The sequence below is a fragment of the Marinobacter sp. LV10R510-11A genome (assembly GCF_900215155.1).
Taxonomy (GTDB): Bacteria; Pseudomonadota; Gammaproteobacteria; order Pseudomonadales; family Oleiphilaceae; genus Marinobacter.
This window is the reverse complement of record NZ_LT907980.1, coordinates 1,058,704-1,083,734: the sequence shown is the minus strand read 5'-3', so window position 1 is coordinate 1,083,734 and position 25,031 is coordinate 1,058,704. Positions and strand designations below refer to the sequence as shown.

At 53.1% G+C, this 25,031-nt stretch carries 25 protein-coding genes and 2 pseudogenes; 9 read left to right on the top strand and 18 right to left on the bottom strand.

What is annotated here, in order from left to right:
• Positions 1 to 21: 21 nt before the first annotated feature.
• On the top strand, positions 22 to 375 hold the full coding sequence (locus CPH80_RS05210; RefSeq protein WP_096281422.1) for a tetratricopeptide repeat protein: 354 nt from the start codon (positions 22 to 24) through the stop codon (positions 373 to 375).
• Between the two features lie 28 nt (positions 376 to 403).
• Here CPH80_RS05210 and CPH80_RS05205 read toward each other — a convergent pair whose 3' ends face one another.
• Positions 404 to 1,666 carry a tyrosine-type recombinase/integrase gene (locus tag CPH80_RS05205; protein ID WP_096275921.1) on the bottom strand — a complete coding sequence of 421 codons (1,263 nt, stop codon included), beginning with the start codon at positions 1,664 to 1,666 and terminating at the stop codon, positions 404 to 406.
• Between the two features lie 95 nt (positions 1,667 to 1,761).
• On the bottom strand, positions 1,762 to 2,211 hold the full coding sequence (locus tag CPH80_RS05200; RefSeq protein WP_096275920.1) for a DUF1499 domain-containing protein: 450 nt from the start codon (positions 2,209 to 2,211) through the stop codon (positions 1,762 to 1,764).
• 206 nt (positions 2,212 to 2,417) lie between these two features.
• On the opposite strand from CPH80_RS05200, the gene CPH80_RS05195 reads away from it, so the two are divergent.
• The gene (locus CPH80_RS05195) at positions 2,418 to 2,753 is read left to right on the top strand and encodes a TraR/DksA family transcriptional regulator (protein WP_096275919.1); all 336 of its coding nucleotides are present in this window, start codon (positions 2,418 to 2,420) and stop codon (positions 2,751 to 2,753) included.
• An 8-nt stretch (positions 2,754 to 2,761) separates the two neighbouring features.
• Here the strand turns inward: CPH80_RS05195 and CPH80_RS05190 are convergent, their stop codons facing one another.
• Genes CPH80_RS05190 through CPH80_RS05180 form a run of 3 tightly spaced genes read right to left on the bottom strand, consistent with a single transcriptional unit; the run spans position 2,762 to position 8,492 of the window.
• Positions 2,762 to 5,884: an efflux RND transporter permease subunit gene (locus CPH80_RS05190; RefSeq protein WP_096275918.1), complete on the bottom strand. Its 3,123-nt coding sequence runs from the start codon at positions 5,882 to 5,884 to the stop codon at positions 2,762 to 2,764.
• A complete protein-coding gene (locus tag CPH80_RS05185) occupies positions 5,884 to 7,167 on the bottom strand; it encodes an efflux RND transporter periplasmic adaptor subunit (RefSeq protein WP_096275917.1) in 1,284 nt (427 codons plus the stop codon). The genes CPH80_RS05190 and CPH80_RS05185 overlap by 1 nt, the downstream gene beginning before the upstream one ends.
• A 5-nt stretch (positions 7,168 to 7,172) precedes the next feature.
• Positions 7,173 to 8,492 carry a TolC family protein gene (locus CPH80_RS05180; RefSeq protein ID WP_096275916.1) on the bottom strand — a complete coding sequence of 440 codons (1,320 nt, stop codon included), beginning with the start codon at positions 8,490 to 8,492 and terminating at the stop codon, positions 7,173 to 7,175.
• 223 nt (positions 8,493 to 8,715) lie between these two features.
• On the opposite strand from CPH80_RS05180, the gene CPH80_RS05175 reads away from it, so the two are divergent.
• Positions 8,716 to 9,066: a hypothetical protein gene (locus CPH80_RS05175; RefSeq protein ID WP_096275915.1), complete on the top strand. Its 351-nt coding sequence runs from the start codon at positions 8,716 to 8,718 to the stop codon at positions 9,064 to 9,066.
• A gap of 156 nt (positions 9,067 to 9,222) precedes the next feature.
• A complete protein-coding gene (locus tag CPH80_RS05170) occupies positions 9,223 to 9,441 on the top strand; it encodes a hypothetical protein (protein ID WP_096275914.1) in 219 nt (72 codons plus the stop codon).
• Between the two features lie 170 nt (positions 9,442 to 9,611).
• Here CPH80_RS05170 and CPH80_RS05165 read toward each other — a convergent pair whose 3' ends face one another.
• The 5 genes and pseudogenes from CPH80_RS05165 to CPH80_RS23270 form a co-directional block, all read right to left on the bottom strand.
• Positions 9,612 to 10,376 (bottom strand): IS30 family transposase, encoded by a 765-nt coding sequence (locus CPH80_RS05165; protein WP_227520448.1) that lies wholly within the window; start codon positions 10,374 to 10,376, stop codon positions 9,612 to 9,614.
• A gap of 12 nt (positions 10,377 to 10,388) precedes the next feature.
• Entirely contained in the window at positions 10,389 to 10,592 is a 204-nt protein-coding gene (locus CPH80_RS21545) for a helix-turn-helix domain-containing protein (RefSeq protein ID WP_227520447.1), read from the bottom strand.
• 147 nt (positions 10,593 to 10,739) lie between these two features.
• Positions 10,740 to 11,519 (bottom strand): YncE family protein, encoded by a 780-nt coding sequence (locus tag CPH80_RS05160; protein WP_227520361.1) that lies wholly within the window; start codon positions 11,517 to 11,519, stop codon positions 10,740 to 10,742.
• Between the two features lie 20 nt (positions 11,520 to 11,539).
• Positions 11,540 to 12,018: pseudogene (locus CPH80_RS23275) on the bottom strand (Tn3 family transposase); the annotation flags it as partial.
• Between the two features lie 105 nt (positions 12,019 to 12,123).
• Positions 12,124 to 12,441, bottom strand: a pseudogene (locus CPH80_RS23270) (DUF4158 domain-containing protein); the annotation flags it as partial.
• A 258-nt stretch (positions 12,442 to 12,699) separates the two neighbouring features.
• On the opposite strand from CPH80_RS23270, the gene CPH80_RS05145 reads away from it, so the two are divergent.
• Entirely contained in the window at positions 12,700 to 13,434 is a 735-nt protein-coding gene (locus tag CPH80_RS05145) for a hypothetical protein (protein ID WP_096275913.1), read from the top strand.
• A 48-nt stretch (positions 13,435 to 13,482) separates the two neighbouring features.
• On the opposite strand, the gene CPH80_RS05140 is transcribed toward CPH80_RS05145, so the two are convergent.
• A complete protein-coding gene (locus CPH80_RS05140; protein WP_143752964.1) occupies positions 13,483 to 14,877 on the bottom strand; it encodes an Ig-like domain-containing protein in 1,395 nt (464 codons plus the stop codon).
• 549 nt (positions 14,878 to 15,426) lie between these two features.
• Here CPH80_RS05140 and CPH80_RS05135 point away from each other — a divergent pair.
• Together CPH80_RS05135 and CPH80_RS05130 are read left to right on the top strand one after the other, a co-directional pair.
• Positions 15,427 to 15,759 (top strand): YHS domain-containing protein, encoded by a 333-nt coding sequence (locus CPH80_RS05135; protein WP_227520360.1) that lies wholly within the window; start codon positions 15,427 to 15,429, stop codon positions 15,757 to 15,759.
• Complete coding sequence (locus tag CPH80_RS05130) at positions 15,752 to 16,090, top strand: DUF5676 family membrane protein (protein ID WP_096275910.1); 339 nt, start codon at positions 15,752 to 15,754, stop codon at positions 16,088 to 16,090. Before CPH80_RS05135 ends, CPH80_RS05130 begins: the two co-directional genes overlap by 8 nt.
• Before the next feature lie 40 nt (positions 16,091 to 16,130).
• On the opposite strand, the gene CPH80_RS05125 is transcribed toward CPH80_RS05130, so the two are convergent.
• The 3 genes from CPH80_RS05125 to CPH80_RS05115 form a co-directional block, all read right to left on the bottom strand.
• Positions 16,131 to 17,036, bottom strand: coding sequence for a DMT family transporter (locus CPH80_RS05125; protein WP_096275909.1), 906 nt, complete (start codon positions 17,034 to 17,036; stop codon positions 16,131 to 16,133).
• Positions 17,037 to 17,040: 4 nt separating this feature from the next.
• A complete protein-coding gene (locus CPH80_RS05120) occupies positions 17,041 to 18,114 on the bottom strand; it encodes a YncE family protein (RefSeq protein WP_096281420.1) in 1,074 nt (357 codons plus the stop codon).
• Between the two features lie 132 nt (positions 18,115 to 18,246).
• The gene (locus tag CPH80_RS05115; protein ID WP_096275908.1) at positions 18,247 to 18,765 is read right to left on the bottom strand and encodes a DsrE family protein; all 519 of its coding nucleotides are present in this window, start codon (positions 18,763 to 18,765) and stop codon (positions 18,247 to 18,249) included.
• Positions 18,766 to 19,022: 257 nt separating this feature from the next.
• Between CPH80_RS05115 and CPH80_RS05110 the strand changes: the two genes are divergently transcribed.
• Positions 19,023 to 20,315: a hypothetical protein gene (locus CPH80_RS05110; protein WP_096275907.1), complete on the top strand. Its 1,293-nt coding sequence runs from the start codon at positions 19,023 to 19,025 to the stop codon at positions 20,313 to 20,315.
• A 48-nt stretch (positions 20,316 to 20,363) separates the two neighbouring features.
• Positions 20,364 to 20,951 carry an ion channel gene (locus CPH80_RS05105; RefSeq protein WP_197703610.1) on the top strand — a complete coding sequence of 196 codons (588 nt, stop codon included), beginning with the start codon at positions 20,364 to 20,366 and terminating at the stop codon, positions 20,949 to 20,951.
• 116 nt (positions 20,952 to 21,067) lie between these two features.
• Here the strand turns inward: CPH80_RS05105 and CPH80_RS05100 are convergent, their stop codons facing one another.
• The 4 genes from CPH80_RS05100 to CPH80_RS05085 all read right to left on the bottom strand — a co-directional run bounded on the left by CPH80_RS05100 (position 21,068) and on the right by CPH80_RS05085 (position 24,634).
• Positions 21,068 to 21,523 (bottom strand): hypothetical protein, encoded by a 456-nt coding sequence (locus CPH80_RS05100; RefSeq protein WP_227520358.1) that lies wholly within the window; start codon positions 21,521 to 21,523, stop codon positions 21,068 to 21,070.
• A gap of 29 nt (positions 21,524 to 21,552) precedes the next feature.
• Positions 21,553 to 21,888 (bottom strand): hypothetical protein, encoded by a 336-nt coding sequence (locus CPH80_RS21835; RefSeq protein WP_172898585.1) that lies wholly within the window; start codon positions 21,886 to 21,888, stop codon positions 21,553 to 21,555.
• A gap of 160 nt (positions 21,889 to 22,048) precedes the next feature.
• Complete coding sequence (locus CPH80_RS05090) at positions 22,049 to 22,813, bottom strand: copper resistance protein B (protein ID WP_096275904.1); 765 nt, start codon at positions 22,811 to 22,813, stop codon at positions 22,049 to 22,051.
• Positions 22,814 to 22,834: 21 nt separating this feature from the next.
• The gene (locus CPH80_RS05085) at positions 22,835 to 24,634 is read right to left on the bottom strand and encodes a copper resistance system multicopper oxidase (protein ID WP_096275903.1); all 1,800 of its coding nucleotides are present in this window, start codon (positions 24,632 to 24,634) and stop codon (positions 22,835 to 22,837) included.
• Positions 24,635 to 25,031 lie beyond the last annotated feature (397 nt).

Here is a 25,031-nt window from a genome sequence, read left to right as displayed (position 1 = left end):
TTCCGGAGCCGAGGCAAGGATATGGTTGATGAATTCTACGAAGAAAAGGCGTTTTTGAGGTGGAAAGAGTCGTTGGTGGCAATACAAACCGATGCTCGACTGGGCATCGCACGCGCGCAACGTTTACTGGCAATGCGCTATCTGCGCGGTCGTGGCGTGCCTAAAGATGAGGCCAACGGTTTTTATTGGATGCAGCTTGCCGCGCAACAAGATTTTGCTTTGGCACAGCGCAGTCTGGGCGAGCTTTACGAAAATGGCTCGGGTATTGAGGCGGATATTGCTTTAGCGACTCGTTGGTATCGTCTCGCAGCACAACAAGGCGACCCCATTGCGATAAAACATTTACGGCGCTTAGTACCGCCAGGCGCCGGTTAAGATTGCAATAATCGTACGCAGCAAGTACCTATATTTTTCGTTCCCGCCCTTCAAAGCGTTTTCGCGCCTGATCTGAGTTCACGTATACAGACTCTGTAAAAGCCGCGCTGGCATGTCCCAGTTCTTCACTAATATGACGAATATCCGCACCAGACTCGATTGCCTGGCTGGCTCCAGTATGGCGCAGATAGTGGGTTTCGGATTTGATCGCTTCAAACTGGCTGGCCTCTTCTATAAAGCCCTGATCCCGCATTCGACCCGCAGTTAAAATCACTGCCTGTTCGTAGATTCGCTGAACCTGTCGTTTGCCGAGTGCATTGCCATGGCTAGAGGGAATAACCGGGTTGCGTTCGTTTTGGTCCGGCATGGTTCCGGGCAAACCAAGATGCGTACGCCAGCGCCGGAGGTAGGGCAGGTAGGCATCAGGAAGGGTTACAGAGCGTGCCTTGTCGCCTTTGCCAAATACAAAATACGACCAATATTCTTCACCCTGAATCACTTTGCGCCGGAAATCTCCGAACACCGGAATGCGCTCGGCACCATCTTCCAGTGGCCGTGGAGCCAGCTCTCCGACGCGTAAAAACAGTGACTTCATGGTGACGACAACAAAGAGGTGACGTTCATACTTGGGGCTCAGCGCTGCAGCTTCCGTTAGGGTTTCTAGCAGATAGGCCCATTGCCAGTCTGTCAGGCGGCGAACATCGGCTTCGACGTCGCTAGATAGCTGTGGCTTTGCTTTACGATCACGCTTGCGTACTTCATCAAGCGGGTTCGATAACAGGTATTGCTGTGAAACCAGGAACTTGAAGAAGGTTTGTAAGGCCGTTCGACTAGCATTCAAACTGGCTTGGCTGGCGCTGTAGGTTGGGTTGTCCTCCTTCGAACGCAAGGCAAAAGGCCGCCATGCTTGATTCGGCACACGCAAGGCGCCCGAATTTGTAAAAGCCGCAAATACGCCGCGGCTTATCCAGGACTTGGGCGGGTTTTTCAGGGTTTTAAAGTAGGCTGAAACCACATCGGAATCCGTTTGCGACAGTGTCCGCCCGGACGTTACCCACAAATAGTTGAGAAATCGCTGAACTTCGCTTCGAAATCGCATAAATGTGCCGGCAACATCGGAATACCGAAGCAGAAACTGGCGGCTAATTTCATAATCCTGGCGTAGCAGGTCGGTTGCCGGGTTAAGTGTGCCTAGGAAGTGCGGTATTGAGGGGTGGCAATGAAAATCAGCAAGATCCTCTAGATAGATGGCCGTATCGAACAGTGGATGACCCGTGAATGATCTGGACACGTTGAACCTTGATTGGTTGGCGATTTACAAGCAGGGTATATTCCCGTACCTAAAATGTCCAATACTCCTAAATATTGGACATATTGTAACCGACATCAGTCGACGGCAATGCCGAGTTCTATAAGGCGGTTCCTCAGTAACTCGACCCTGCGTCGATTCACGCCTAGATCGTAGAACCCAATGAGCGATTGAGATCTCACGTCCAGGTGTTGTTTGTCTGAATCAACTAACAGTTCGAAATAGTCGGGGAAACCGAACAAAGCGCTGTGGCAGGTGATGTCCGCATATCCAAATCGAGCACTGTTGAGCGAAGCGCCAGGCAATTCCATCGCTGTAGCTCTGATAAGCTCCCAAGAAGAAAGATCTAGAGGTTCGGCTAAACGGATAGGCTCCACAGCGTAGAGGCCAACGGTGGATGTACTCGACACACAGTTTAGAAACGGAGTGCAGCCGTCTAGGCTGAACTGGGTTCCTGAAGGCGGAACGTTACCCGTGGATGCGCATCCTGTGAGTAAGAGTATTGAGAGGGCCACAAAATAACGCATAGCTATGAGATGCTCCTTTAATGCACCAACTAGGAAGAGGCGCTTATACGCGCATCTTGCACTACTGGTTCCTGAATAAACAGATTCGTCCACACAACCTATACTGCGCATAATGTATATTATGTTAAATTCAGTACAAAATATGATTGAGCTCTAGACTAGTCCCGATCTACTGTAGAAGACACCAAAGAACAAGAGGTAAGAAAATGACCCCGAAAGAACTGGAAACGTTTCGTCAGCTGCTGTTGAAACTTCGCGAAGATCTGCTCTCAACCAGCGAAGTTCGTGATGAAACAAGCGGAACCGTTCACCTTGATCAGCAAAGCGTCGGTCGGCTCTCGCGGATGGATGCCCTGCAAAGTCAGGCAATGGCGAAAGCTGGTAAGCAACGTGCAGAACACCAGTTACGATTGACCCAAGCCGCTCTGCAACGCATCGACAACGATGAATACGGGGAGTGTATGGAATGCGGTGAGCCCATCAACCCTAAGCGGCTGGAGGTTGACCCTACCAGCCTCTGCTGCATTGATTGCGCGCGGTAAGCAGCGCTCTAACTTAAGAGCGGCTTGCGCCTCCATAAATAAAACAAGACCGGAATCACCAATAGCGCCAAGATGACCGCAGTGAGCATGCCGCCCACCATAGGCGCTGCAATTCGCCCCATCACCTCAGAGCCTGTTCCAGTGCCGACCATTATCGGAACCAGGCCACCGATGATGGCTGCCGCGGTCATCATCACTGGCCGCACTCGCATACCGGCACCATGAAGCACCGCATGACGGAGTGTTTCCCGCCTTGGCGTCAGGCCTTTCTGCTCGCAGGTTTCTAGCATTGCCTGGTAGGACTGGTTGAGGTACACCAGCATGATGACACCGATCTCCACGGCTACACCCGCCAAAGCAATGAAACCAACGCCAACGGCGACGGAGAAGTTATAACCCAACAGATACATCAGCCAAACAGCTCCGATCATTGCGAACGGAAGCGTGCCCATGATGATGCCAACCTCCGTAAAGTTCCTGAAGTTCAGAAACAGCAGGATAATGATAATCGCCAGTGTCAACGGAACCACGTAGGTCAGCTTTTCTTTAGCGCGAAGCATGTATTCATATTGGCCCGACCAGGCGATGGAGTAACCCGCCGGCAGGTCTAATTCTGCTTGCACGATCGCCATCGCCTGTTCAACGTAAGTGCCCACGTCTACACCCTCGATATCCACAAAGGTCCAACCGTTAAGACGAGCGTTCTCAGTTTTGATCGCCGGCGGCCCATCTTCTATCCGGATATCGGCGACATCAGCCAGCGCAATCCTCTGGCCCGTGGTCGTCACGATGGGAAGCTGTTCCAGTTTTTCGGGAGAATCCCGGTAGTCTTCCGGATAACGAAGGTTAATGGGGTAACGCTCAAGGCCTTCGATGGTTTCGGCGACATTGATTCCACCGATTGCTGTGGCAATCACTTGCTGTACGTCAGCGATATTCAGCCCATACCGCGCAGCGCGTTCGCGATTGATATCCACCTTGATATATCGACCACCTGCTACTCGTTCTGAATAAACCGACGCCGTGCCGGGTACGTCTGCCAGAATTCCCTCCAAGCGTTTCCCAACACCCTGGATGGTTTTAAGATCCGGGCCCGCTATTTTTATGCCTACGGGTGTTTTGATACCCGTTGCCAGCATGTCGATGCGGGTGATGATCGGCATTACCCAAGCATTGGTGACACCAGGAAATTGAATCAGTGTGTCGAGTTCCTCTTTGAGCTTGTCTGTGGTCATGCCCTCGCGCCATTGATCGCGGGGTTTGAGCTGAATGAAGGTTTCAATCATCGTTAAAGGTGCTGGATCGGTGGCCGTATCCGCGCGCCCTACTTTGCCGAACACGGTCTTCACTTCTGGCACCGTCGCAATCAATTTGTCCGTCTGCTGAAGTAACTGACGGGCTTTGCCGATTGAGATTCCAGGATAGGTCGTTGGCATGTACATCAAGTCCCCTTCGTCCAGCGGGGGTATGAATTCACTACCGATTTTTGTTGCGGGCCATAGGCCGACAGCCAATACCAGTATGGCAGCCAGCACCGTCGACATGGGAAACCTGAGCACCAACTTCAAGACCGGTATATAGGCACCGACCAACACCCGGTTTATGGGGTTCTTATGCTCGGGTAGCACCTTGCCCCGGATAAAGTAGCCCATCAGTACCGGAACCAGCGTCACAGCAAGGAATGCACTGGCCGCCATCGCGTAGGTTTTGGTGAACGCCAGTGGCGCAAACATTCGCCCCTCCTGCGCCTCAAGCGCAAACACCGGCACAAAACTGACCGTAATGATCAACAGAGAGAAAAACAGCGCCGGGCCGACTTCAGATGCAGACTTGGCGACAATCTCCCATCGGTTCTCAGGCGTAAGCGGCGTTCGCTCCATATGCTTGTGCATGTTTTCTATCATAACGATGGCGCCATCGATCATGGCGCCGATAGCAATGGCGATACCGCCGAGAGACATAATGTTGGCGTTGATGCCTTGCCAGTACATGACCGTAAATGCAGCCAGAATGCCCACAGGCAAGCTGATGATGGCCACCAACGAAGAGCGGACGTGAAACAGAAAGACCATACACACCAGGCCGACGACCAGAAACTCTTCCAGCAGCTTAAAAAAGAGATTGTTGACGGCGCGCTCAATCAGGCCCGAGCGATCGTAAACCGTGACCACTTCAACGCCATCGGGCAGGCTCGATTGCAATTCGCCCAGCTTGGCCTTCACGCCGTTAATTGTTTCCTGGGCATTTTCACCGAAGCGCATCACCACGATGCCACCAACGGCCTCCCCTTCCCCGTTAAGTTCGGCAATACCGCGCCTCATCTGTGGCCCGACTTCTACACTGGCCACATCTTTGAGCAGAACCGGTGTGCCGTTCACATCCAGGCCCAGCGGAATCACCATCAGGTCTTCCCGGGATTCAATGTAGCCGGAGGTACGTACCATGTATTCCGCTTCGGCCATTTCGATGACCGAAGCTCCGACTTCCTGATTACCCCGCTGAATCGCTGTTTGGATAAGAGACAGCGGGATTCCCAAGGCGCGGAGCTTTTCCGGGCTGACCTTGACCTGGTATTGCTTCACCATACCGCCGAGCGCAGCCACCTCCGATACCCCGGGCACGGTTTGTAATTCGTACTTGAGAAACCAGTCCTGGAGACTGCGCAACTGACTCAGGTCGTTCTGCCCTGTGCGATCAACCAACGCATAGAGATAAACCCAGCCGACACCGGTGGCGTCCGGACCCAATTGAGGCCGCGCTGAATCTGGCAGGTTGGGTGCCACTTGGGATAGGTACTCCAGAACTCTGGAACGAGCCCAATACATATCGGTATCTTCATCGAAAATCACGTAAACGTAAGAGTCGCCAAAAAACGAATAGCCACGCACGGTTTCCGCACCGGGAACCGACAGCATGGCGGTCGTCAACGGATAGGTGACTTGGTCTTCTACCACTTGTGGGGCTTGTCCCGGGAAGCTGGTTTTAATGATAACTTGCACATCGGACAGATCCGGAAGCGCATCGACCGGGGTTTTACTGAGTGAGTACAGGCCCAGCCCTGTTATTAATAAGCTCGCCAGCAACACCAGAAAACGGTTTCGAATGGACCAATAAATAATAGACGTAATCATCAGTTGACCCCCTCATGATCCATTTCTCCACGGTCCATTTTTGCGTGATCCATCGAACCAGAGGGCATGGCCGACATGCGTTGAAAATCCGAGGTCTTACTGGATTCGGAATCAATCAAGAACTGGGCGGATGTAACCACCGTATCGCCCGATACGACACCTCCGAGAATCTCGGCGTACTGATCGCCCATCCGTCCAACATCCACATTGACGGATTTGAATGCCCCGCCATCCAACGCAAGCACCAGTCGATCGCTCTGGCCCGTTCGAATAACCGATTCGCGAGGCACCAGCAGCTGCCGGTCTGCCCGTGCCCCCTGAATGTTTAACGCTACAAACATGCCCGGCAGCAAGGTGCCGTCGGCGTTGTCAAAACGCATTCTCACCCGGGCCGTACGGGTCTTGGGATTCACTTCCGGGTACACATAATCCACTTCGCCCGTCCATTGACGTCCGGGCATGTAGTCCAGAGTCATAACCACTCGATTTTTGGATGCCACGGTAGACAACTGACGTTCAAATACCTCCCCAATCACCCACACCTCATCCAGTGCTGCAATGGAGAGCACTCGATCCCCGGGTTTGATGAACATGCCTTCACGAACGTTGAGGTTGTTGATAACACCCGAGGTAGGCGCATACACCGTCAACGTGCGCTGTGTTTCGCGGGTTTTGGTTAGCTGACGTATGACGCTTTCCGGCACATTGAGAGCCGCGAGTCGCTCCTTGGCGGCATTGATCAAGCGCTCATTATCTCGGTTTAAAGCCAGTACTAACTCATCCTGAGCATTAACCAATGTGGGTGAGTAGAGTGTATACAGTGGCTTGCCCTTCTCGACCGGTTCGCCCTCTGCCTTCACATAGAGCGTCTCGATCCAGCCTTCAACCCGTGGATGGACATGGGCCATATCGTCTTCGTTGTATTGAACGTAGCCCACCGTTGTTATGTTATTCGGCAGCCGCCCCTGGACGACCGTGCCCGTTCTCACACCCAGGTTGTTAACCACGCTCGGTGATATGCGCACCGTTCCTGGCGCATCCTTACCGGATCCACTTTCTGCATAGACAGGGACCAGATCCATCCCCATGGGTGATTTACCCGGTTTGTCACTTTTGTAATTGGGATCCATGGGCGCTACCCAATGCGAGGGTTCCCTACTGACACTGCTCGTGGCCTCGGACAACGAGTCCTTTGTCGTGTCAGGGACAAGCCAATAGGTCGCTGCCGCTCCGGCTACGCTACCTAACAACAAAAAGCCCAATGGGCGCATAACATTTGCCATGAGTGTTAATCCTGGAAATTGTTCAGTGAAAACGAAGGGGAGCCAGAGGTACCAGCCGTGAGATAACGAAAGGTCGCCCAATTTTTGGCTCGTTCAGCCGTCATCTGTATATAGTCGACGTGTGCGTTGAGCTCTGCGATGCGCGCACGGACGGCTTCGGCAAAATCGCCATCATCGTTGTTGTAAGCTGAGAGCGCTGCATTGGCCTGCTCCGCTATTTGCGGAAGCAGCGTCTGTTGGTAAAGCATGATGCGGTCATCGAGCCGGTTAATTCGGGCGGCCGCTGCGCGAGCTTCGGCTTTTAGTCGCCGAACCTGCAGCATCCGATCAGACTTCGCCGCTTCCACGCGCGCGATTGCCGCGCTCACGGTGCGGTCTTGGCGATTGCCGGTAAAAAAAGGCAGGTCAAACCCGATCCCGATTGAAAAGAGATCCGCCCGATCCTGCCCGTTCGGGGCTTGATCCCGATACCCATACTGCGCGGACACAGTCCATTCAGGCTTATAAGCCTGACGAGCCAGCTCAACATCGATAGACCCGGCATCAATCAACTGGTCTGTGGCGCGAATTGAAGAGTGAGTGACTGCGGAGTTGTCGCTGGTATAAGGCGGCGTATCGATAAGCCTGGCTAGCAGATTCAGGGGGATACGTTCGCTTACCCGTAAACGAAACGTATCAGTACCTACCCACTCTCCCAGCTCTTCTTGGGCTGTTTCCAGCTGGGAGTGCAGCCCCGTTAAACGATCATCAAGACGAGTCAACTCCAGAGACGCACGGATGATGTCCTGCTGCCGTGAACCGGTCACAGCTGAGGTGTACCCGGCTTCAGCAACATCTGCCAGCTGCTCAAAAAGCCCTCGGTTGCTGTCAATCAATCGAATACTCTCTTGAGCTTTCCAAAGCTCAAGCCACAGGTAAGTTACCGATCTAACCACCCGTTCCTGTCGATTCTCCCGCTGAAACGACTGGGATTCCGCGAGCTCTTTCATTTTATCGCGGGCGAGAGACCGACTATCACCACGAGGAAACCGCTGGCTGAGGCCAATAGTGGCTTGCGTCATGCCCTCCTGGCCGGTATCGAATGTATCTGTGGGAAGGTTTGCGGCGCCTAGCGTAATACGTGGATCCGGTAAGGCCCCTGCTGCAACAGACTCGTCGAGAAGCGCGCTCTGCAGGTGAATGCTTTGCGCTGACCAGGGATCTTCTCGAATCGCAATATCAATGGCGTCTTCAAGGGCAAGTATCGGTTCCGCAGAAATACCAAGACTCGTCAGAAACAAGGCGCCTACTGCCGCTGTTTTACATACACGAAAAAAATCACTCACGTTTTGTTCTCCACTGAATTAGTCCGCAGTGAAGAATCATAGAGGCGCTATCTGAACTCAGGCTGAAATTTCATAACCTATTAGGTTATTTTGATCTGAGTCAATCGTTATTAATGACTGATAAATATCAATAAAAATTATTACGTTTATTTTATTACTTCTTTCAGGGTGAGTTCAGGAAGGGATGTTTAAATCGTTTCATCAACCAACCAGGAGGTACATTATGAAAACACCAATCGTATTTTTAACCGCAATCACTTTATCTACCGCAGTCTTTGCCGGCAACATGCAGCAAGACACTAAGAGCAGCGGTTCGATGCACGGCGATATGAGCTCAATGCACAGCAATATGACGTCAATGCACAAAAATATGAATTCGATGCACAGCGGCATGGATAAAGAAGCGACGCAGACCGAGGTGCTCAAGAACAAAGACATGCAACGCCTTCATAGAGAAATGACACGCAACGGAATGTCTGAAGGTGGTATGGAAGCTCGGCGGGATATGATGACGGAAAAAGGTAGAGCCTTCCATCAAGCGTTGGAGCAGGATCAAAAAAATACCGCAGGGTAAACCCCTGCGGTCAAATTAACTCGCAAAAGCCCAAGGGTCGTTGGCACTATTATTTCGCGCTAGCGGCACCTCGAGTAACGAGCAGTAAAACACACAAACCTGAAACCAAACTGAATTACGACGCGATTAACAGTAATTCAGAGCAAGGAGTTCAACATGAAAAAGATCATTATCGCGACTGCAATTACAGTTTTGTTCTCAATGGCCGCAAATGCCAACTCTGGTTTGGCAGATCGAATAAATGAGGCGCGAAGCTATCCAAACAAAACTGCTGACAACGTATTGGATGCGAGGACGTTAAGTAATCATCATAAACAGATGCACATGAAAATGAGTAAAGCTGAACTAAAGGACCATAAGGATTCGTCAAGCTAAAATATTTGAAACCCACGCCCTAAGATACAATGAGCACTGATACCATAAAATATATTAAGCCACGCTCCCCGGAACGGGGCTTAATATTTGTCTCTGAATATACTCTCAATGTACTTTTCCTCACGTTTCTAAACCAACCGCCCATCAGTGATCCCTCTTGAATCCTGAGTTCAAGTAATAAGTGCAGCACCACTTGTTTTGAGGGCGCCTGAGTACTCGCCCCAAAATATCTCTGCCGGTGTTCGATACCCCAGTCGTTTTCTGGGGCGATTATTGAGCGCTTCAACAACCTGATTGAGCTCTCGCTGACTGACCTTCGTGAAGTCCGTGCCCTTTGGGTAGTACTGGCGTATCAACCCGTTGGTGTTCTCATTGGTGCCGCGCTGGCCAGAGCAGTATGGATCACAAAAGTAGGCCTTCATACTAAGCGCCTCAGTCATTCTTTGGTGATCGGCGAACTCACTGCCGTTATCCAATGTCAGCGTCTTGACGGCGCCTCTGATCGGTCTCAGCAAACGAATCATGGCATTGGACGTCAATACGGCCTTTACCTTCGGTAGCTGACCCGCTAGGAGGTAGCCACTTCGGCGCTCAACCAAGGTCGCAATGCCGGATTGCTTATGGCCGTGGAGCACGGTGTCACCCTCCCAGTGGCCGATTGTAAGCCAGGTTTCAACCTCCGCCGGACGCTGCTCGATCCCGGTGCGGTTCGGGATTTTGCCGAGACCTGCACACTTCGCTTGTTGACGTTGATCTCGGCGCCGCTTCGGCTGGCGACAATAGGTCCAAAGGTCACCGCCGGCCATCCGATTACGTTGAATCAGCGCGTAGATCCACTGGCGGCTGACTCGAATGCGGCGGCCAATGCGCGCCATCACGCCCGCGATTTGATCTGGACTCCAGTACTTGCGGATCAGGTCACTGACCCAATGAATCAGTGATGACGCTCACTTATGCGCCTTGTAGGCTGACGTGCGCCGCCGTTCGCTACGGCGATGAGCCTGATCGGGGTCATACCCCATCGCATCGCTATTGCGCCGTATTTCTCGATTAATCGTCGTGTTGTGACAGCCCAGCGTGTCTGCAATCTGGCGCTGGCTTCGGCCTACGGTCAATAGAGCCGAAATCTGGTATCGTTGTGCCTGGGTCAGTTGTCGGGGTATCCCATGATTCTCTTAACTTTGGTCGGTAAAGCGAATGAGGGTACCGGCAACGACCCTCCTGCTTCTACCTCGTCATGCCAAAGTGCTGCGGTTATTATCTGAATTCAGGATAGGCGACAGCGTAAGAGCACGGCTTTAATAAGCCTTAATCGATATCTGATGACCTATACCTTCTAGCGGAATCTCATCAATCACTTTGAGGGACTCTGAGTCGAGCACCCAAAGCTTGCTCTTGGTGCGACTGGTAATCAGCAGCTGGCCATTCCGGGGGGATACAGCGAGGTGATAAGGTGCCGGCGCCAATGCCGCGCTTTGGCGCGTTCCGCTGGCCAGATCAATCCGAACGACCCGATTACTTCCCTTACTGGTTGCGTAAAGTACCTGGCCGTCTTCGCTCAAACCAACGCCATGAGGTTCCTCCCCCACTTCGTACGTTGCCGCCACCGTGCCGCTCGAAAGCTCGACGACAACAACTTGGCCGGATGTAACATTGTTGACATAAAGCCGCTCGTTGTCGGGGGCGAGCACCATATGTTCCGGACCACCACCAACCCGAAGGTTACGCTTGACGAACCAGTGCCCGGTGTCCACTTCGCTGATTGTGTCATTACCGCTATTGCTGACCAGAAGAGACTGACCGTCGTCCGTTTCCACCATGTAATTAGGGGCAGGTCCTGTCGCCACCGTTTTAACCAGCTCTCCGGAATCCAGATCAACAACACTGATACCGCCACCCACGGGATGAGTGGAAACGACATAGCGACCATCCGAGGTCACCAGAACATGATGCACCGGCCCTGGAACCTCCAGTTTGCGAACAATCGCATTCGTTTCAGTGTCCACCACATAGAGCAGTCCGGCATTCGATTCTTCCGATGTCGCAGCAGCGCCACCGCCATGATGGGACCAACTCACGAAACGGAAAAAATCGTACGCTAAGACCCTTGCCGGAGCCGTAATGGTCGGTACTTTCCTTGTTCGACCTGTTTGTCCTGCTGCCAGATATAGTCGCCGGTCAGATTGATGTGCTCCCACCCCAAGGGTGAAAGACGCAGCAGAAGCGTATCGTCCACATCCCGCCCGTCTTCGCAGCGCTTGAACAGCCCGCTCCATATAAACCGTATTCCAAAGGATAATGGCGCTGACGACGAGATTGTGTCCGCTCGCGCAATGCGATCGCGAGGCCGTTCTGACGCGGATAGCTCCCGAGCTTGCGCAGCATCAGTGATGCAGTCACGGTGCCTTGCTTGATTGATGCCGCCAAACGAAGGATTTCATCCCAATGCGTCCGAATGTATTTTACGTTGACGCGACCGCTGGCTTTGAAGTTCTGGCCATCCGATGATGACGTGGTGCCATCACCCCAGTATGTGGCGAACGGTTGGCGAGAATGGGCGTTGACCAAACTCCCCAAGCGAATCGCCAGCAGTTGCTCGAAGGCGCGGCGATGCTGATTGGTCAGTAGCGCGGTTAACGCTTCATGCACGTGCCGGGTGCCGCGCGTGAGCGCTTCGCTGCACATGCGTTCGATGACATCCAGCGGCGGCAAAATGATGCGCTGTTGTCTAAGCAACTTGACCAGCGCTTCAGCCAAAACGATGCCGCGATCCGTTTGTTGGGCCAGGTCCACGATCGAGTCAATGAACCGCCGGTAATCAGCGCCGCTGAGTGAAGACAGGTTCAACCAGGCCTGCAATTCGGCCAAGTGTTCACGTCGCGTTTCAGGCCTCTTGGCATAGCGCGGCCAAATCTCAGGCCCAGTGCCCAACTGTTGGCCGATGAGAGTTAGTAAGGAGACTGGTGGCTCGGATATAACCGATGCGGTGACCTTTCCCAATGCCTAACGTCCATTTAGGGTGTAGTCCAAACTGACATAAATTGCTGTCATCCGATCTGGAATAGAAGAATTGGTGTCGCGATGCACAGGAGAGCACTCACTCAGAATATCGCGCCGAAAAACAATACAATTGTCCGACGACAAGCCGCTGACTATTTAAGAACCGCCGTTCGGGCGTTACCTTCCCTACCTGTTGCACTAAAGTTACCGGTAGGTTTGCCGATAAACAAAAAACAAAGGCATTCGGAGATTCAAAGGATGAAAATCGACACACTGAACGCCCTTCAGGGACAGCAAAAAATCTTTGACAATGGCTCAGCCCGGGTCACGGAGGCCAAAGTCAATCCTAGCGAAAAAATCGCACAAGAGGTTATTTCTGCGATCTATCATAAAGACGATCCCGTGCTTCCCGCCAACCATGGCACTTATAACATACAAGGTGTCATCGATAAGAACATCGAGGATCCTGAAGTGATGACGGCCCGCTATAATCGCGTAATGGATCTCTTTGCCTTTGGCATTGGGGAGCGCGCCGTTGACTTGGAACTGGGCTATCAATCCGGTATTGAAAGTCTGTCCCCCGAGCTTAAAAATAAGGACTGGGGATTCTCCATCCAGGATGGCGAACTTGCAGTCATTGAAGGCTTTGACGAACTAACTAGCGATGAACGCTCTCAGATTGCCGGGACGCTCAAAGAGCGCGGGGTGGAATTTGCCGCGCAGTCCGTGGCCGATGCCGTGATTGAAATGATTGAACTTGAACGCGGTCCAAATGGCCTTAGCCGCAGCATCGGGCGGTTTGATGTTAACCAGTCCAATTTTGCGGATATCGTAGATTTGCGCGCGTTCATTGAGGACTATCAGCCAGGCGCTAAATACGCGAAAGGCCTAATTAATCCCAGCGATATCGAGAGTCGATATTCTTTTGCGGGTAGAGGGATAATAGATCAGGTGGCCGCCAAAGCCGATGAGGCATTTCTCTATAAGGGTTGATAGCTTTCAGACCTAGACGGGCCCGGCATGGCCGGGCCCGTGATGCACTTATTGAAGCGTCTGCTTACAGATGTGGCCTATGGCAACATTGGGATAGTGCTGCCCCCCCACCCCGACTTCATCAGGATTGGTGCCGTCTACTTTTATGTCCCAGGCTCCTTCATCAAACTTAGTGAACCAGGTATTTCCACCGCTAGTGTGAGTTACCCCATATTTGCCGCTGCAGTCCGGGAGGTTGACCGTTCCAGAGGCAATGCCCGTGGCTCCACTGATGGCTGTATCGGTCTGTGTGGGAATATTATCTGTTGCGTACCGGAAATTCACTACGGCCCCCTGCACTGGGTTGCCGTTTGAATCGAGCACGCGTAGCTGCCAGTTCATTTCGTTGTGGACTTGAGTTACCAGGAAAGGACTCCAATCACTCGATCCGATTCTGACTATGTTCTCGGTGGTATCGGCGTCAGACATATCCGAAGATGTCACTTGGGAACCTGCGGTTAATGCAAAGAAGTGGTCAGGGTTCACAGCAACGCTAGGATTCGGGGAGACTCGAACATGCAGCGTGAACGGCGTCGGTAAGCCTGAGAAGGTGTAGGTCTGATTTGCAGCGAAGGTAACCCAAGCTGTGCCAGTGAAATACTCTGCGCTCCATTCACCCTGACCGTACTCATCGTCCAGTCGCAACATCAGGTCTTGACCGTCAGTCGCCTCATAATGGAAATAGTCGATGTCTTGGGCGCTATCCATATTACCCTCAAGGCTAGACTGCCCCGCCGGAAAAGCTGTGGAAAGCCCCACGGTGTCATTGAGTTCGTTTGTATCAGCATTAGTATTTACGATTGCGCCAAACTGGAAGGCGGAACCATCCGAAGCATTGGCGTCCATTGACCAGTAGTAGTCACCGGGTTCGGTGAGTGCCAAGAGTCCTTCATCGGCATTCCCGGGTTGGTCCGATGTTCCCAGTGACGTTAGCGTACCGTCTGCCTCATGTCTCACCAGCGTCAACGCAAAGTCCGTATTGGCATTTTGTCCGATCAAGAACACCTGGGTTTTGGCGCGCTGCGTTATCTCGAAGTGATAGCAGTAAGAACCGCCCGTCTCGGTGCTGTCCAATGTATACGTGGTATCCGTGCTGAGCGTTGTACAGAGCGGAGTTATGGCGTTGGTCGTTACTTTTGCTTGAGTTTTTGAGACTGTCGCCGGTGAGTTACCAACGCGAGGTTGGTGCTCGGGGGAATTAACTGATCGGACTGGCACCCCTTCGAAATTGTAGTAGCTTTTTTCTAATTGGGTAGCCTTGTCGATTGTGTTCGCTGGCGCTTCGACCTTGGACAGCGCCTCTGGGGCCGGTGAAAGTGGAACAGGTGTCGCTGCCATGAGCGACGGCGAGGCAATGGCGCAAGCCACAACCCAGGCAAAGGAAATTGTTCTGTTTTTCTGCACGGTGTTCTCCTTTATCAATTACCGCATTCTCGTTAGCGCGACCGCCTAAATTATAGTAAGTCTTGAATGAAACTGTGTAACAATTTGTTTCGATTGTTTATTTTGTGAAAGCGCCGCAGGCAAGCGCTTCGCTGCAGCGGTCGGCGGAGGTTAGGCGATTTTTAACAGGGAACATGGAGGCGACACGGGCACATGAGTTAATGGAGCAAATGCGGGATGTCGGGCTGCCGATCTAGCCGAGGGCTTTATTCTCAAATAATGTGGGCCGAAGCGGGTGTTTGCAGTCTCATTGGCAGTTCCTGTGGTCTCATTCGCACGCAATATGGTCCCGGTTCAACGCTCATTGTCACGGAATGTGGTCTGGTGAAGCCAGATGTTTGCGGGTCCGAGGGATTATGTTTGCGGGCCGCTACAGCTACTCGTCGCAGATCAGCGCACTTCTATTCGCGCTTCACGAATTTTGTCTGCGGAGGCTTGGGGGCAATGTCATCAACGGTACCGGGAGTTTCTGACTAACGGAGAGAGATGATGAACGAATTGGCGTATTTCATGCTTTGGGCAGGAATCATCTTCCTGATGATGCGTTTTGGCTGTGGTGCTCACGTAATGGGCCATGGGCACGGTAAGGCCAAGCATGGCGAGGGAGCGCCAAAGGGACAGGCCACCGATGGTCTGCGCTGGATTCCGCCTGCCGACGACGTGGATCCTGTATGTGGCAAGACCGTCGACACTGAAAAGGCAAAGTCGAGTGTCCATGACGGCCATGTCTACTACTTTTGCTCGCGTGACTGCCGGGAAGGCTTCGAGGCCTCACCCGAGCAATACCTTTCCGGTGATGATGCCAAACACCCGTCCACTCAATCGGAGAACGAACATGACTGACGCCGAGACCGTTTCGAACACCAAATCTAAGCTGCGCTGTGGCACACCCCTACCGGTTCAGGCCGTGCCTCGAATACCCGTGATCGCCTTCGGGATGAGCCTCGGTCTGTTCCTTGCCGTGACCTTCATTCTTTGCGTCGGTTTCGACCTGTTGTTTCCAGACCACGCGATGTATGAGAGCTGGTTGCGTCTGCTGCCTGGCGTCACTTGGTTGAGCTGGTCAAGTTTTTTCCTGGGTCTGGCAGAAAGCTTTGGCTACGGCTGGTACGTGGCGTTAATTTTCGCCCCGCTCTACAACTTCTTTGCCGCTCGTATCAATCAGCGGAAATGAGCGGGGAACACGGTTAGCACGCAGCGGGTATCGTGCTGCCTCACGACTCAAGCAATACGCTTTCCTGCTTTGGAACTATGATAATCACCAGCAGCCCCACAACCGTGATCGCAATTCCGGTCATTTCCACGGTACTGAATGTCTCATCAAAAAATAGAGTTCCGATAAGTAAACCAAAGATCGGTGTCAGAAAAGTAAAAGGATTGAGCTTATTCAACGGTGCTCTGGCAAGAAGTGCATACCAGAGCACTACCATTAACGCCGTTGCGGGGACTGCAAGCACGAAGACAGCGCCGGCAAATGACCATGTCCAGTCAACCTCAAAGCCTTCACCCGCCAACAAAGAAGCCAGAAACAGAAATACCGCCCCCATTACGAGCTGGATCCCCATAGGCCAATACACATCCCCGTCGCCGGCCTGAAGTTTCAACAGAACATTCCCAATGGCCGTCCCAACGGCCCCGCCAAGTACATAGAGCGCGCCGATCGAACGATCTGCACCAACGTCAAAACCGGGTAGAGCGAGAATAACGACCCCGACAAAGCCAATGAACAAACCCAAATACAAACGAACAGTAATGACTTCCTTGAGCACAAAAAGCGACAGTATCGCGGCGAAAAGAGGTTGCGCATTCGCCAGTACAGTTGCGACCCCTGGCCCTACATCACTTGCTCCGAGGAACATACCGCCAAGCCCCATTCCGGTGTAACTGAAACCGATCAGCGCAAGCATCATCAAACCCCGAAACGAATAATGGGGCATTCGCCCCATTTTCATTCCTACAACAATTAAACACCCTCCCGCCAAAAGGGCTCTTATAGACGCGAACAGCAAGGGGGGCGCATCCGGTAAACCAACCGTTATGAACGGAAAGCAGATGGCCCAAAGAATCGCAACGACCACCATTCCGATGATGGTCTGTAATGAAAGTGATTGGTTTGCCATTGCGCTATTTTTTACCCTTAATCGATATCTGATGGCCTATACCTTCTAACGGAATCTCATCAATCACTTTGAGGGACTCTGAGTCGAGCACCCAAAGCTTGCTCTTGGTGCGACTGGTAATCAGCAGCTGGCCATTCCGGGGGGATACAGCGAGGTGATAAGGTGCCGGCGCCAATGCCGCGCTTTGGCGCGTTCCGCTGGCCAGATCAATCCGAACGACCCGATTACTTCCCTTACTGGTTGCGTAAAGTACCTGGCCGTCTTCGCTCAAACCAACGCCATGAGGTTCCTCCCCCACTTCGTACGTTGCCGCCACCGTGCCGCTCGAAAGCTCGACGACAACAACTTGGCCGGATGTAACATTGTTGACATAAAGCCGCTCGTTGTCGGGGGCGAGCACCATATGTTCCGGACCACCACCAACCCGAAGGTTACGCTTGACGAACCAGTGCCCGGTGTCCACTTCGCTGATTGTGTCATTACCGCTATTGCTGACCAGAAGCGACTGACCGTCGTCCGTTTCCACCATGTAATTGGGGGCAGGTCCCGTTGCTACCGTTTTAACCACCTTTCCGGAATCCAGATCAACAACACTGATACCGCCACCCATGGGGTGGGTGGAAACGGCATAGCGACCATCCGAGGTCACCAGAACATGATGCACCGGCCCTGGAACCTCCAGTTTGCGAACAATCGCATTCGTTTCAGTGTCCACCACATAGAGCAGTCCGGCATTCGATTCTTCCGATGTCGCAGCAGCGCCACCGCCATGATGGGCGGCGTGTTCGTCTTCGGTTACACCTTCCGGCCGGCTGACAGGCTCCTCGCTTTCATGGGCGGTCAGACTGCCTACAATCAGGTACCGCCCGTCTGGGGTCAGTGCGGAGCCATGGGTATTCACCGTTCCGGCAATTGACGACGTCATCTGACGACTTTCCAGATCAATAACGCCCACCGAATCGGCCACCCCCATGGGAACAAATGCCCGGCTAGTACCCGCAGCCGCCATCAGCGACAAACTCATCGTAATACTGGCGGCAAGCCCTACAAGCCAACGTTTGTAAAAATGATGTTTCATCGCGTCACCTTTCAGATTGGAAGATTTCAGTACAATTTCCCCGCCCGGCTGGCAAGGGTTCCGACCGTGCGTGGCCATTACCTGGCAGTCCAACACACAAAACTGATACAGGCCTGAAACAACTTTTTTTGTTTAGGGGATTCGGACAACCGCGTACCCCTGCATCTGATAGCCGATGACCGAGACGAAACCATTATCTACCGGGTCGATCTCCGGAATGATCGTCGCCTCATCTACACCCATCCCTTTCAAAGCGAAACGGCAAACTTCCAGCGTCACCCCGTCCTTCTTCATTTGTTTAAGAGTCGCCTGGAATTTCTGTACCTCGACCAGTTCTGCCTTATTAAACGGTGCGCTGTCAGTCGAGAGCAGTTTCACCACCGGCCCGTGAAAAACGATGGCGATGTTGGGATCTTTCGCAAGCGCCTGCACTTCAGGTGCTTCGTAGGAGTTCTTTATTACCATGAAAACGGGGTTAACGACCTTGGGATCACCTTGGCTCACCTCGTAAACAGCGTCATAGTTTTTAACGCCCTTCAGAGCATTGTCGTACCCGGCTGCTCCTGCAGGTAGAGACATCAGGGCCATATAGACGGCCGCAAAGAAGATGCGGGGAATTCGGCGAAATATGCTTCTATAATTGATGATCATGACAAATCTCCTTGAGGGATAGGAACTTGTTTTTTGTTAACCAACTCATAAAAATCCTCCAAAATCTAAAATACTTTCTCCAAACTAATACAGGTACGATATATCTTAAATGGTTCAGTTTAGAGCAAGTTGGGTTCTAGCAGTCCAACACACGAAGCTGAAATAGACCTGAAAAAAGTTGCCAAATATCTACTTGTTTGACGAGGATCAAGGCCGAAACTACAGTCCGAACAACTTACTTACACTACGGGCTCCAAATGGAAGACGTGACTCAGGAAAACCAACGAATCACCAATACTCGCGCAGACCAGCTCAACCGACAGTGCTACTGCGTCACTCTTGACCGCAAAGCTCTCAACGAGAATCTCCAAAATCAATTTGTGGGCGCTGGAAACGATCTATCAGCGGTTCCCGAACTCCAGCATCTTTTTTCAAACACGCCCGTTTTCATCCCCCAGACCGACGTAGAGACGATGGAACGGATCGTTCAGGCGATCGAATCAGCCACCGAACTTCCGTTGTATCGGGAGCGCGCACTGTCCTGGGCGCCGGAAATCGCCAGCTTCGATCCAGGCCCCATAGGGGCCTTCATGGGCTATGACTTTCACCTGGGCCCAGACGGCCCTCAGCTGATTGAGATCAATACCAATGCCGGCGGTGCGTTTCTCAACGTTGTGCTGGCTCGGGCTCAACATCGATGCTGTGACCCATCGCAACAGACCGCAGCGACCAAGCAGGCGCTGGATGGGTTTGAGGACGCGGTGTTAGATATGTTTCAACAGGAGTGGCAGAGGCAACGCACTGACTCGATGCCCAGCCGCTTGGCCATTGTGGACGATGCCCCGGAGACCCAGTTCATGTTCCCTGAATTCCAGCTGGCCCAACAGCTACTTCAGGCCAGAGGCATTGATACCTTGATACTCGACCCGTCAGAGCTTGAATACGTCGGTGGTGCCTTGACCGCAAAGGGCAAACGCATCGATATGGTGTACAACCGACTGGTGGACTTCGCACTGGACGCCCCGACTCATGAGGCGCTAAGGCGCGCGTATCTCGACGGCGCGGTGGTGGTAACCCCCAACCCCCGTGTGCATGCGCTCATGGCCGACAAACGAAACCTGATTCTACTGTCCGACCCCCAGACCCTGCGCGACTGGGGGCTGAATGAAGTTGAAGCCGGATATCTGGCGAGTGCCGTGCCCAAGACCCGCCTGGTTGAAGCAAGCGACGCGGCAGAACTGTGGAGTGCTCGGCGTGAACTGTTCTTCAAGCCCGTTGCTGGTCACGGCAGCAAAGGCGTCTACCGGGGCAGCAAGTTGACCCGGCGCGTTTTCGAAAACATTCTTAAAGGCGACTATATTGCACAGAACTTCGTTCCTGCGGGGGAACGAACCATGAGAATTGACGGCACCTTAACCGCGAGAAAGGTCGACATTCGCCTTTACACCTACGCGGGGAAACGTTTGCTCGCCGCAGCCCGTGTATACCAGGGCCAGACCACCAACTTTCGCACGCCTGGTGGTGGTTTCGCGCCTGTGTTTCAGGTGTGATTGTCTACCTCTAACCCATCACATCAGGTGATTGATCTATGAAAAAGGGTGTCTATACTTGTTATACTGAAACCGGCAGGACTCCTCGATCATAAAATCGTTGGAACCCTACCGGAACATTCCGGCGCAGGCACGTTGTTTGCCGACGTTATCAAAGGAGATACCGCATGTCATATTGGCGCTTACGGACAACCGATGATTTTGGCGATTGCACTGGCGGCGGCCCTGATCGGCGTCTGTACTGCGATGCATTACGGCGCGCTGCGGTTCGCGTCACAGTTCGTGACGCCGTCTCGCCACCCGGGGCACTGCCTTGCCATCGCGGTCGCCGCGATCGTGCTTGCCCACACGTCCGAGGCGCTGCTCTATGCGGCAGGCTTCTGGGTCGCCGTACATGAACTGCAGATTGGCGACCTTGTGTCGTCTGTATCTGGTAACGGCAGAGCCCTCATCTTCATGGACTATTATTACTTCTCGCTGGTCAACTTCACGACGCTCGGGCGGGGCGACCTCATGCCTGACGGACACCTTCGATTCATGACCGCAATGGCGGCCTTTCACGGCTTCCTGTTAATTACAGCATCCGGCACCTTTGTTCTGCAGATCATGAGCGGTAAAAAACCCTTTCCAAGTTAGCCAAGCGCTGTCTCGATTATGTGTCTGCGCGCAGCGCTTCATAGACCCGTGTCACGACACCGACGTTGACCTTTTCGAAAACGTTCCAGACGAACGTGGTTGTTGCTTTGTACGGTCTACTCGCGTTCAGTGCGCCTCAAAACCAGCCACCCAAGAAACATCCATTTGGTGGAATAGGCCAGCAACATTGGCAAGACTACCCACTGGACGAGCGGCAATATTCCTGTGCCGGTCACAGCAAGTTCGGGCATCCGTTCGCTGTAGCTCCATCGCTGCCCGTCTCCGGTCGCCCAATACTCAAAAACGATCGTCACGATCAGCCCGACACAGAGATAGATCAACAGAGTCGACCGGCTCCAGGATTTCGCCACCCAAAACCAATCCCTGGATAAACCTGCCGCCATCGTGTAAGCACCAAAAGCTATATTCGCGTCTCCAAGGGTCGCACGTGTACAGAGCCAGACTACATCCCAGTGACGCGCTTCGGCCATACCAACGAAAAACGGTACTTGTGCCATTTCCCAGAAAAAATGCAGAAAGAAGCTTACGCTCCAGACCATTAGAGCGAGCACGGCTGCGGCCCCTGGCCTGCGCGAAATGTTTAGACAAACCATTGCACCTCCAACAGGACCAGGGGCTTCAGTCTCCCCAACTCGCTGTCATCGTCGCCCAACCACTGTGCCCCAACGGCAAGATAAGTTTCCTGGGCAACGGCTAGAGCCCACCAAGTTGGACGGGGATAGAGCACCCAGCTGACATCATCAGCATTGCGTATCACGACCATCCGATACTTCCAAGCGACTACATCGCACAGAACTTCGTTCCTGCGGGGGAGCAAATCATAAGAATTGATAACACCGTAACCACGAGAAAGGTCGACATTCGTCTTTACACCTACGCAGGAAAACGTTTGCTTGCCACTGCGCGTGTATGCCAAGGCCAAACCACCAACTGTCGCACGCCTGGCGGTGGCTTTGCGCCGGTGTTTCAGACGTGAATATTTTCGTCCCAGTCACGTGTTCATGCCTGATCAATTCATGGCTCGAAGGCCAGTTGGTTGTACCTGGCCGAGCTCTCATAACGGATTTGAAAGCGCTCTAAAACCACCAGCGAACACCGGCCACAAAACTTGAGGACTCGACATCCTCACCTTCACTTTCGCGAAGATCCTTGGTATTACCCAAGTAGCGCGTATAGGCAACACCGATGTAGGGTGCAAACTCCCGCGAAAACTCGTATCTCAGCCGAAGTCCAAGGCCAATATTGTTGATCCCGGTGCCCACTCCCCATTCTTCTACGTCACTGAATGCAATCAGGGTTTCCCCGCGGCCTTGAAGAATGAGCCTTTGGGTCAGCAACCAGTCATATTCAGCCTCAAGGTCGTACGATGCATCGCCGTCGTCTGTCACCCTGAGGTTGGTATCTACCTCAAACCAATAGGGGGCGAGGCCCTGCAACCCAATGATCGCCGAGTAGCGCTCATTGTCGGGACCTGGACCAAAGGTCGACTGAATACCCACCCCCGTTTGAATGTCCCAAAAGGGATCGAGACGATAGCTGTACTGAACATCAAAGTTTTCAATGTCGCCCCTTTCGCTGGACAGATCCGTCTCACCCTCCGTCTCTATCCAGAGCCGCTTGCGATCCTTGCCGACCCAGGCCTGGGCATCCCACAGGGCGATCTCGTCATTACCGTCGCGCTGATATTCCAGTCGATCAAACAGTATCTGACCAAATACCTTGTCGTCGTGAACAGGCAACGTCCAGTCCGGTTCTGCCTGCACACCGGTGCCGACGGCTGAGGCACCCGCTGCAAACGTAAAAAGAGAAATGCCCATAACCAGTTTTATTCGATTCATCATAGCAATCACACCCTAAACTCGTTAGACAACCGACACGACACGAAACATCCCTGCATCCATGTGGTAGAGCAGGTGGCAGTGGAATGCCCAATCACCCGGTGCATCTGCCGTTATCAAGGCAGACACTCGCTCACCGGGTTTAACAGCAATCGTGTGTTTACGCGGGCGGTACTCATCTGCACCGGTCTCCAACTCCATCCACATACCATGCAAATGAATGGGGTGATCCATCATCGAATCGTTGACCAGGATCAACCGCAAGCGCTCGCCATGATAGAACTTGACCGGGCCATCCACTTCAGAGAACTTCTTGCCATCGAATGACCACATGTAGCGCTCCATGTTGCCGGTAAGGTGGAGCTCCACCTCACGCTCGGCGGGGCGCTTATCAGGCCAGCCATCGATACTCTGAAGCTGGGAGTAAGTCAGCACCCGATGGTCCGCTGTTTCAAAGCCAACACCGGGATCATCCAGGCGCGATTGCGGACTGGAGGCGACCATGGCCGCTCCCGGGCCATGATTGTCCGGGCCGTGGGATATCGGACGCCCGGCGGTCGGGACAGCGTCCAGACTTACTGCGTCAGACGGCCCATTCATTTTGGCCATTTTGGCGCCGGAACCATTCATCTCCATTTGACCGTGGCCTTTGTCCATACCGTCACTCATGTCCATCGCGCCCATGCCCATGGCCGCCATACCCCGCTCAGTGCGCGGGTACATGGGCGGCACCGGCGCCTCCAGGCCCTTACGGCTGGCCAACGTGCCACGCACGAACCCAGACCGGTCCTGCGACTGCGCAAACACCGTATGCGCCCTGTTTGTTGGCTCAACGATGACGTCGTAGGTTTCGGCCACGCCAATGCGGAACTCATCCGTCTCAACCGGTCGCACCGGCTGGCCGTCAGCGGAAATCACCGTCATCGGCAGCCCTGGAATACGCACATCAAAGAAGGTCATTGCCGAGGCATTGATGAACCTGAGACGAATTTTTTCACCCGGACGGAACAGTCCTGTCCAATTCGATACTGAGGGCGAGCCATTCATCAGGTAGGTGTATTCAGAGCCGGTTACATCCAGAATATCCCGGGGGCTCATTCGCATCTGGCCCCACATGCCGGCTTTGCTCCACGCGGCATCCCAACCCGTGGTTTCTACATCTTTAAAGAAATCGCCAACAGTGCGCTGGTTGTAGTTATAGTAGCCTTCAGCCACCTTGAGGTGGCGAAATACATCGCTGGGAGAATCAAAGGTCCAGTCAGAGAGCACAACAACGTATTCACGGTCATAGGCGACCGGTTCCGGCTCAGCGGGATCAATAATAATCGGCCCGTAATGGCCAAGCTGCTCCTGAAACCCGGAGTGGCTGTGATACCAGTAGGTGCCGCTTTGCTCGACCGGAAAACGGTACTCGAATGTTTCGCCCGGCATGATGCCCGGAAAACTGACCCCTGGGACACCGTCCATCTGAAACGGCAGCAACACACCGTGCCAGTGAATCGACGTTGGCTCAGCCAATGTATTGGTGACGCGCATGATCGCGTCGCGACCTTGCTTAAGCCGAACCAGCGGGGCAGGCAAGGTGCCATTGATGGTGATGGGCTGCGCTGAGACTTTAGACCCAATTGTGAGAGGCGTTCGTGCAATCGTCATATCGTAGATATCAGCACCGTCACGCACGGTATGATAGACATTGGAGTTATCCAGTCTGCCCTTGGCAAAAGCCGGCATCATGCTGTCAAAACCGGCAAGAAGCCCCATTGCAGTAGCTCCCTGGATCAGCCGCCGCCTGGACACTCCTCCATCACTATTTTTCTGACTCATACATCACTCCTATTTTTTCGCCTTATCCAAATAACAATGGGCGGGTTGCCGCAGCTTGATAAGCCGCATTAAGCTCCCTTTCTTCTCTGGCATTTGGCATTTAACTTCGGCCAGTAACGCCCACTGAGTCCGTCGTTCCCATGGGTACGAACGCCCGGCTACTGTCCCCGATAGCCGTCATCTATACGCTCATCATGACACTGGAGACAAGTCCGACAAGCCATCGTTTGCTCAGCTGATATTTCATAACGTTACCTTTTGGATGTTAGGACTGCGGTATTATTTGCTCACCCGATTGGCGAGCTTCCCAAAGAACAGTGTTCACTGTCTAGCAGTCCAACACGCAAAGCTGAAACAAACCTGAACACAGTTGCCAAACATGTATTTGTTTGACGAG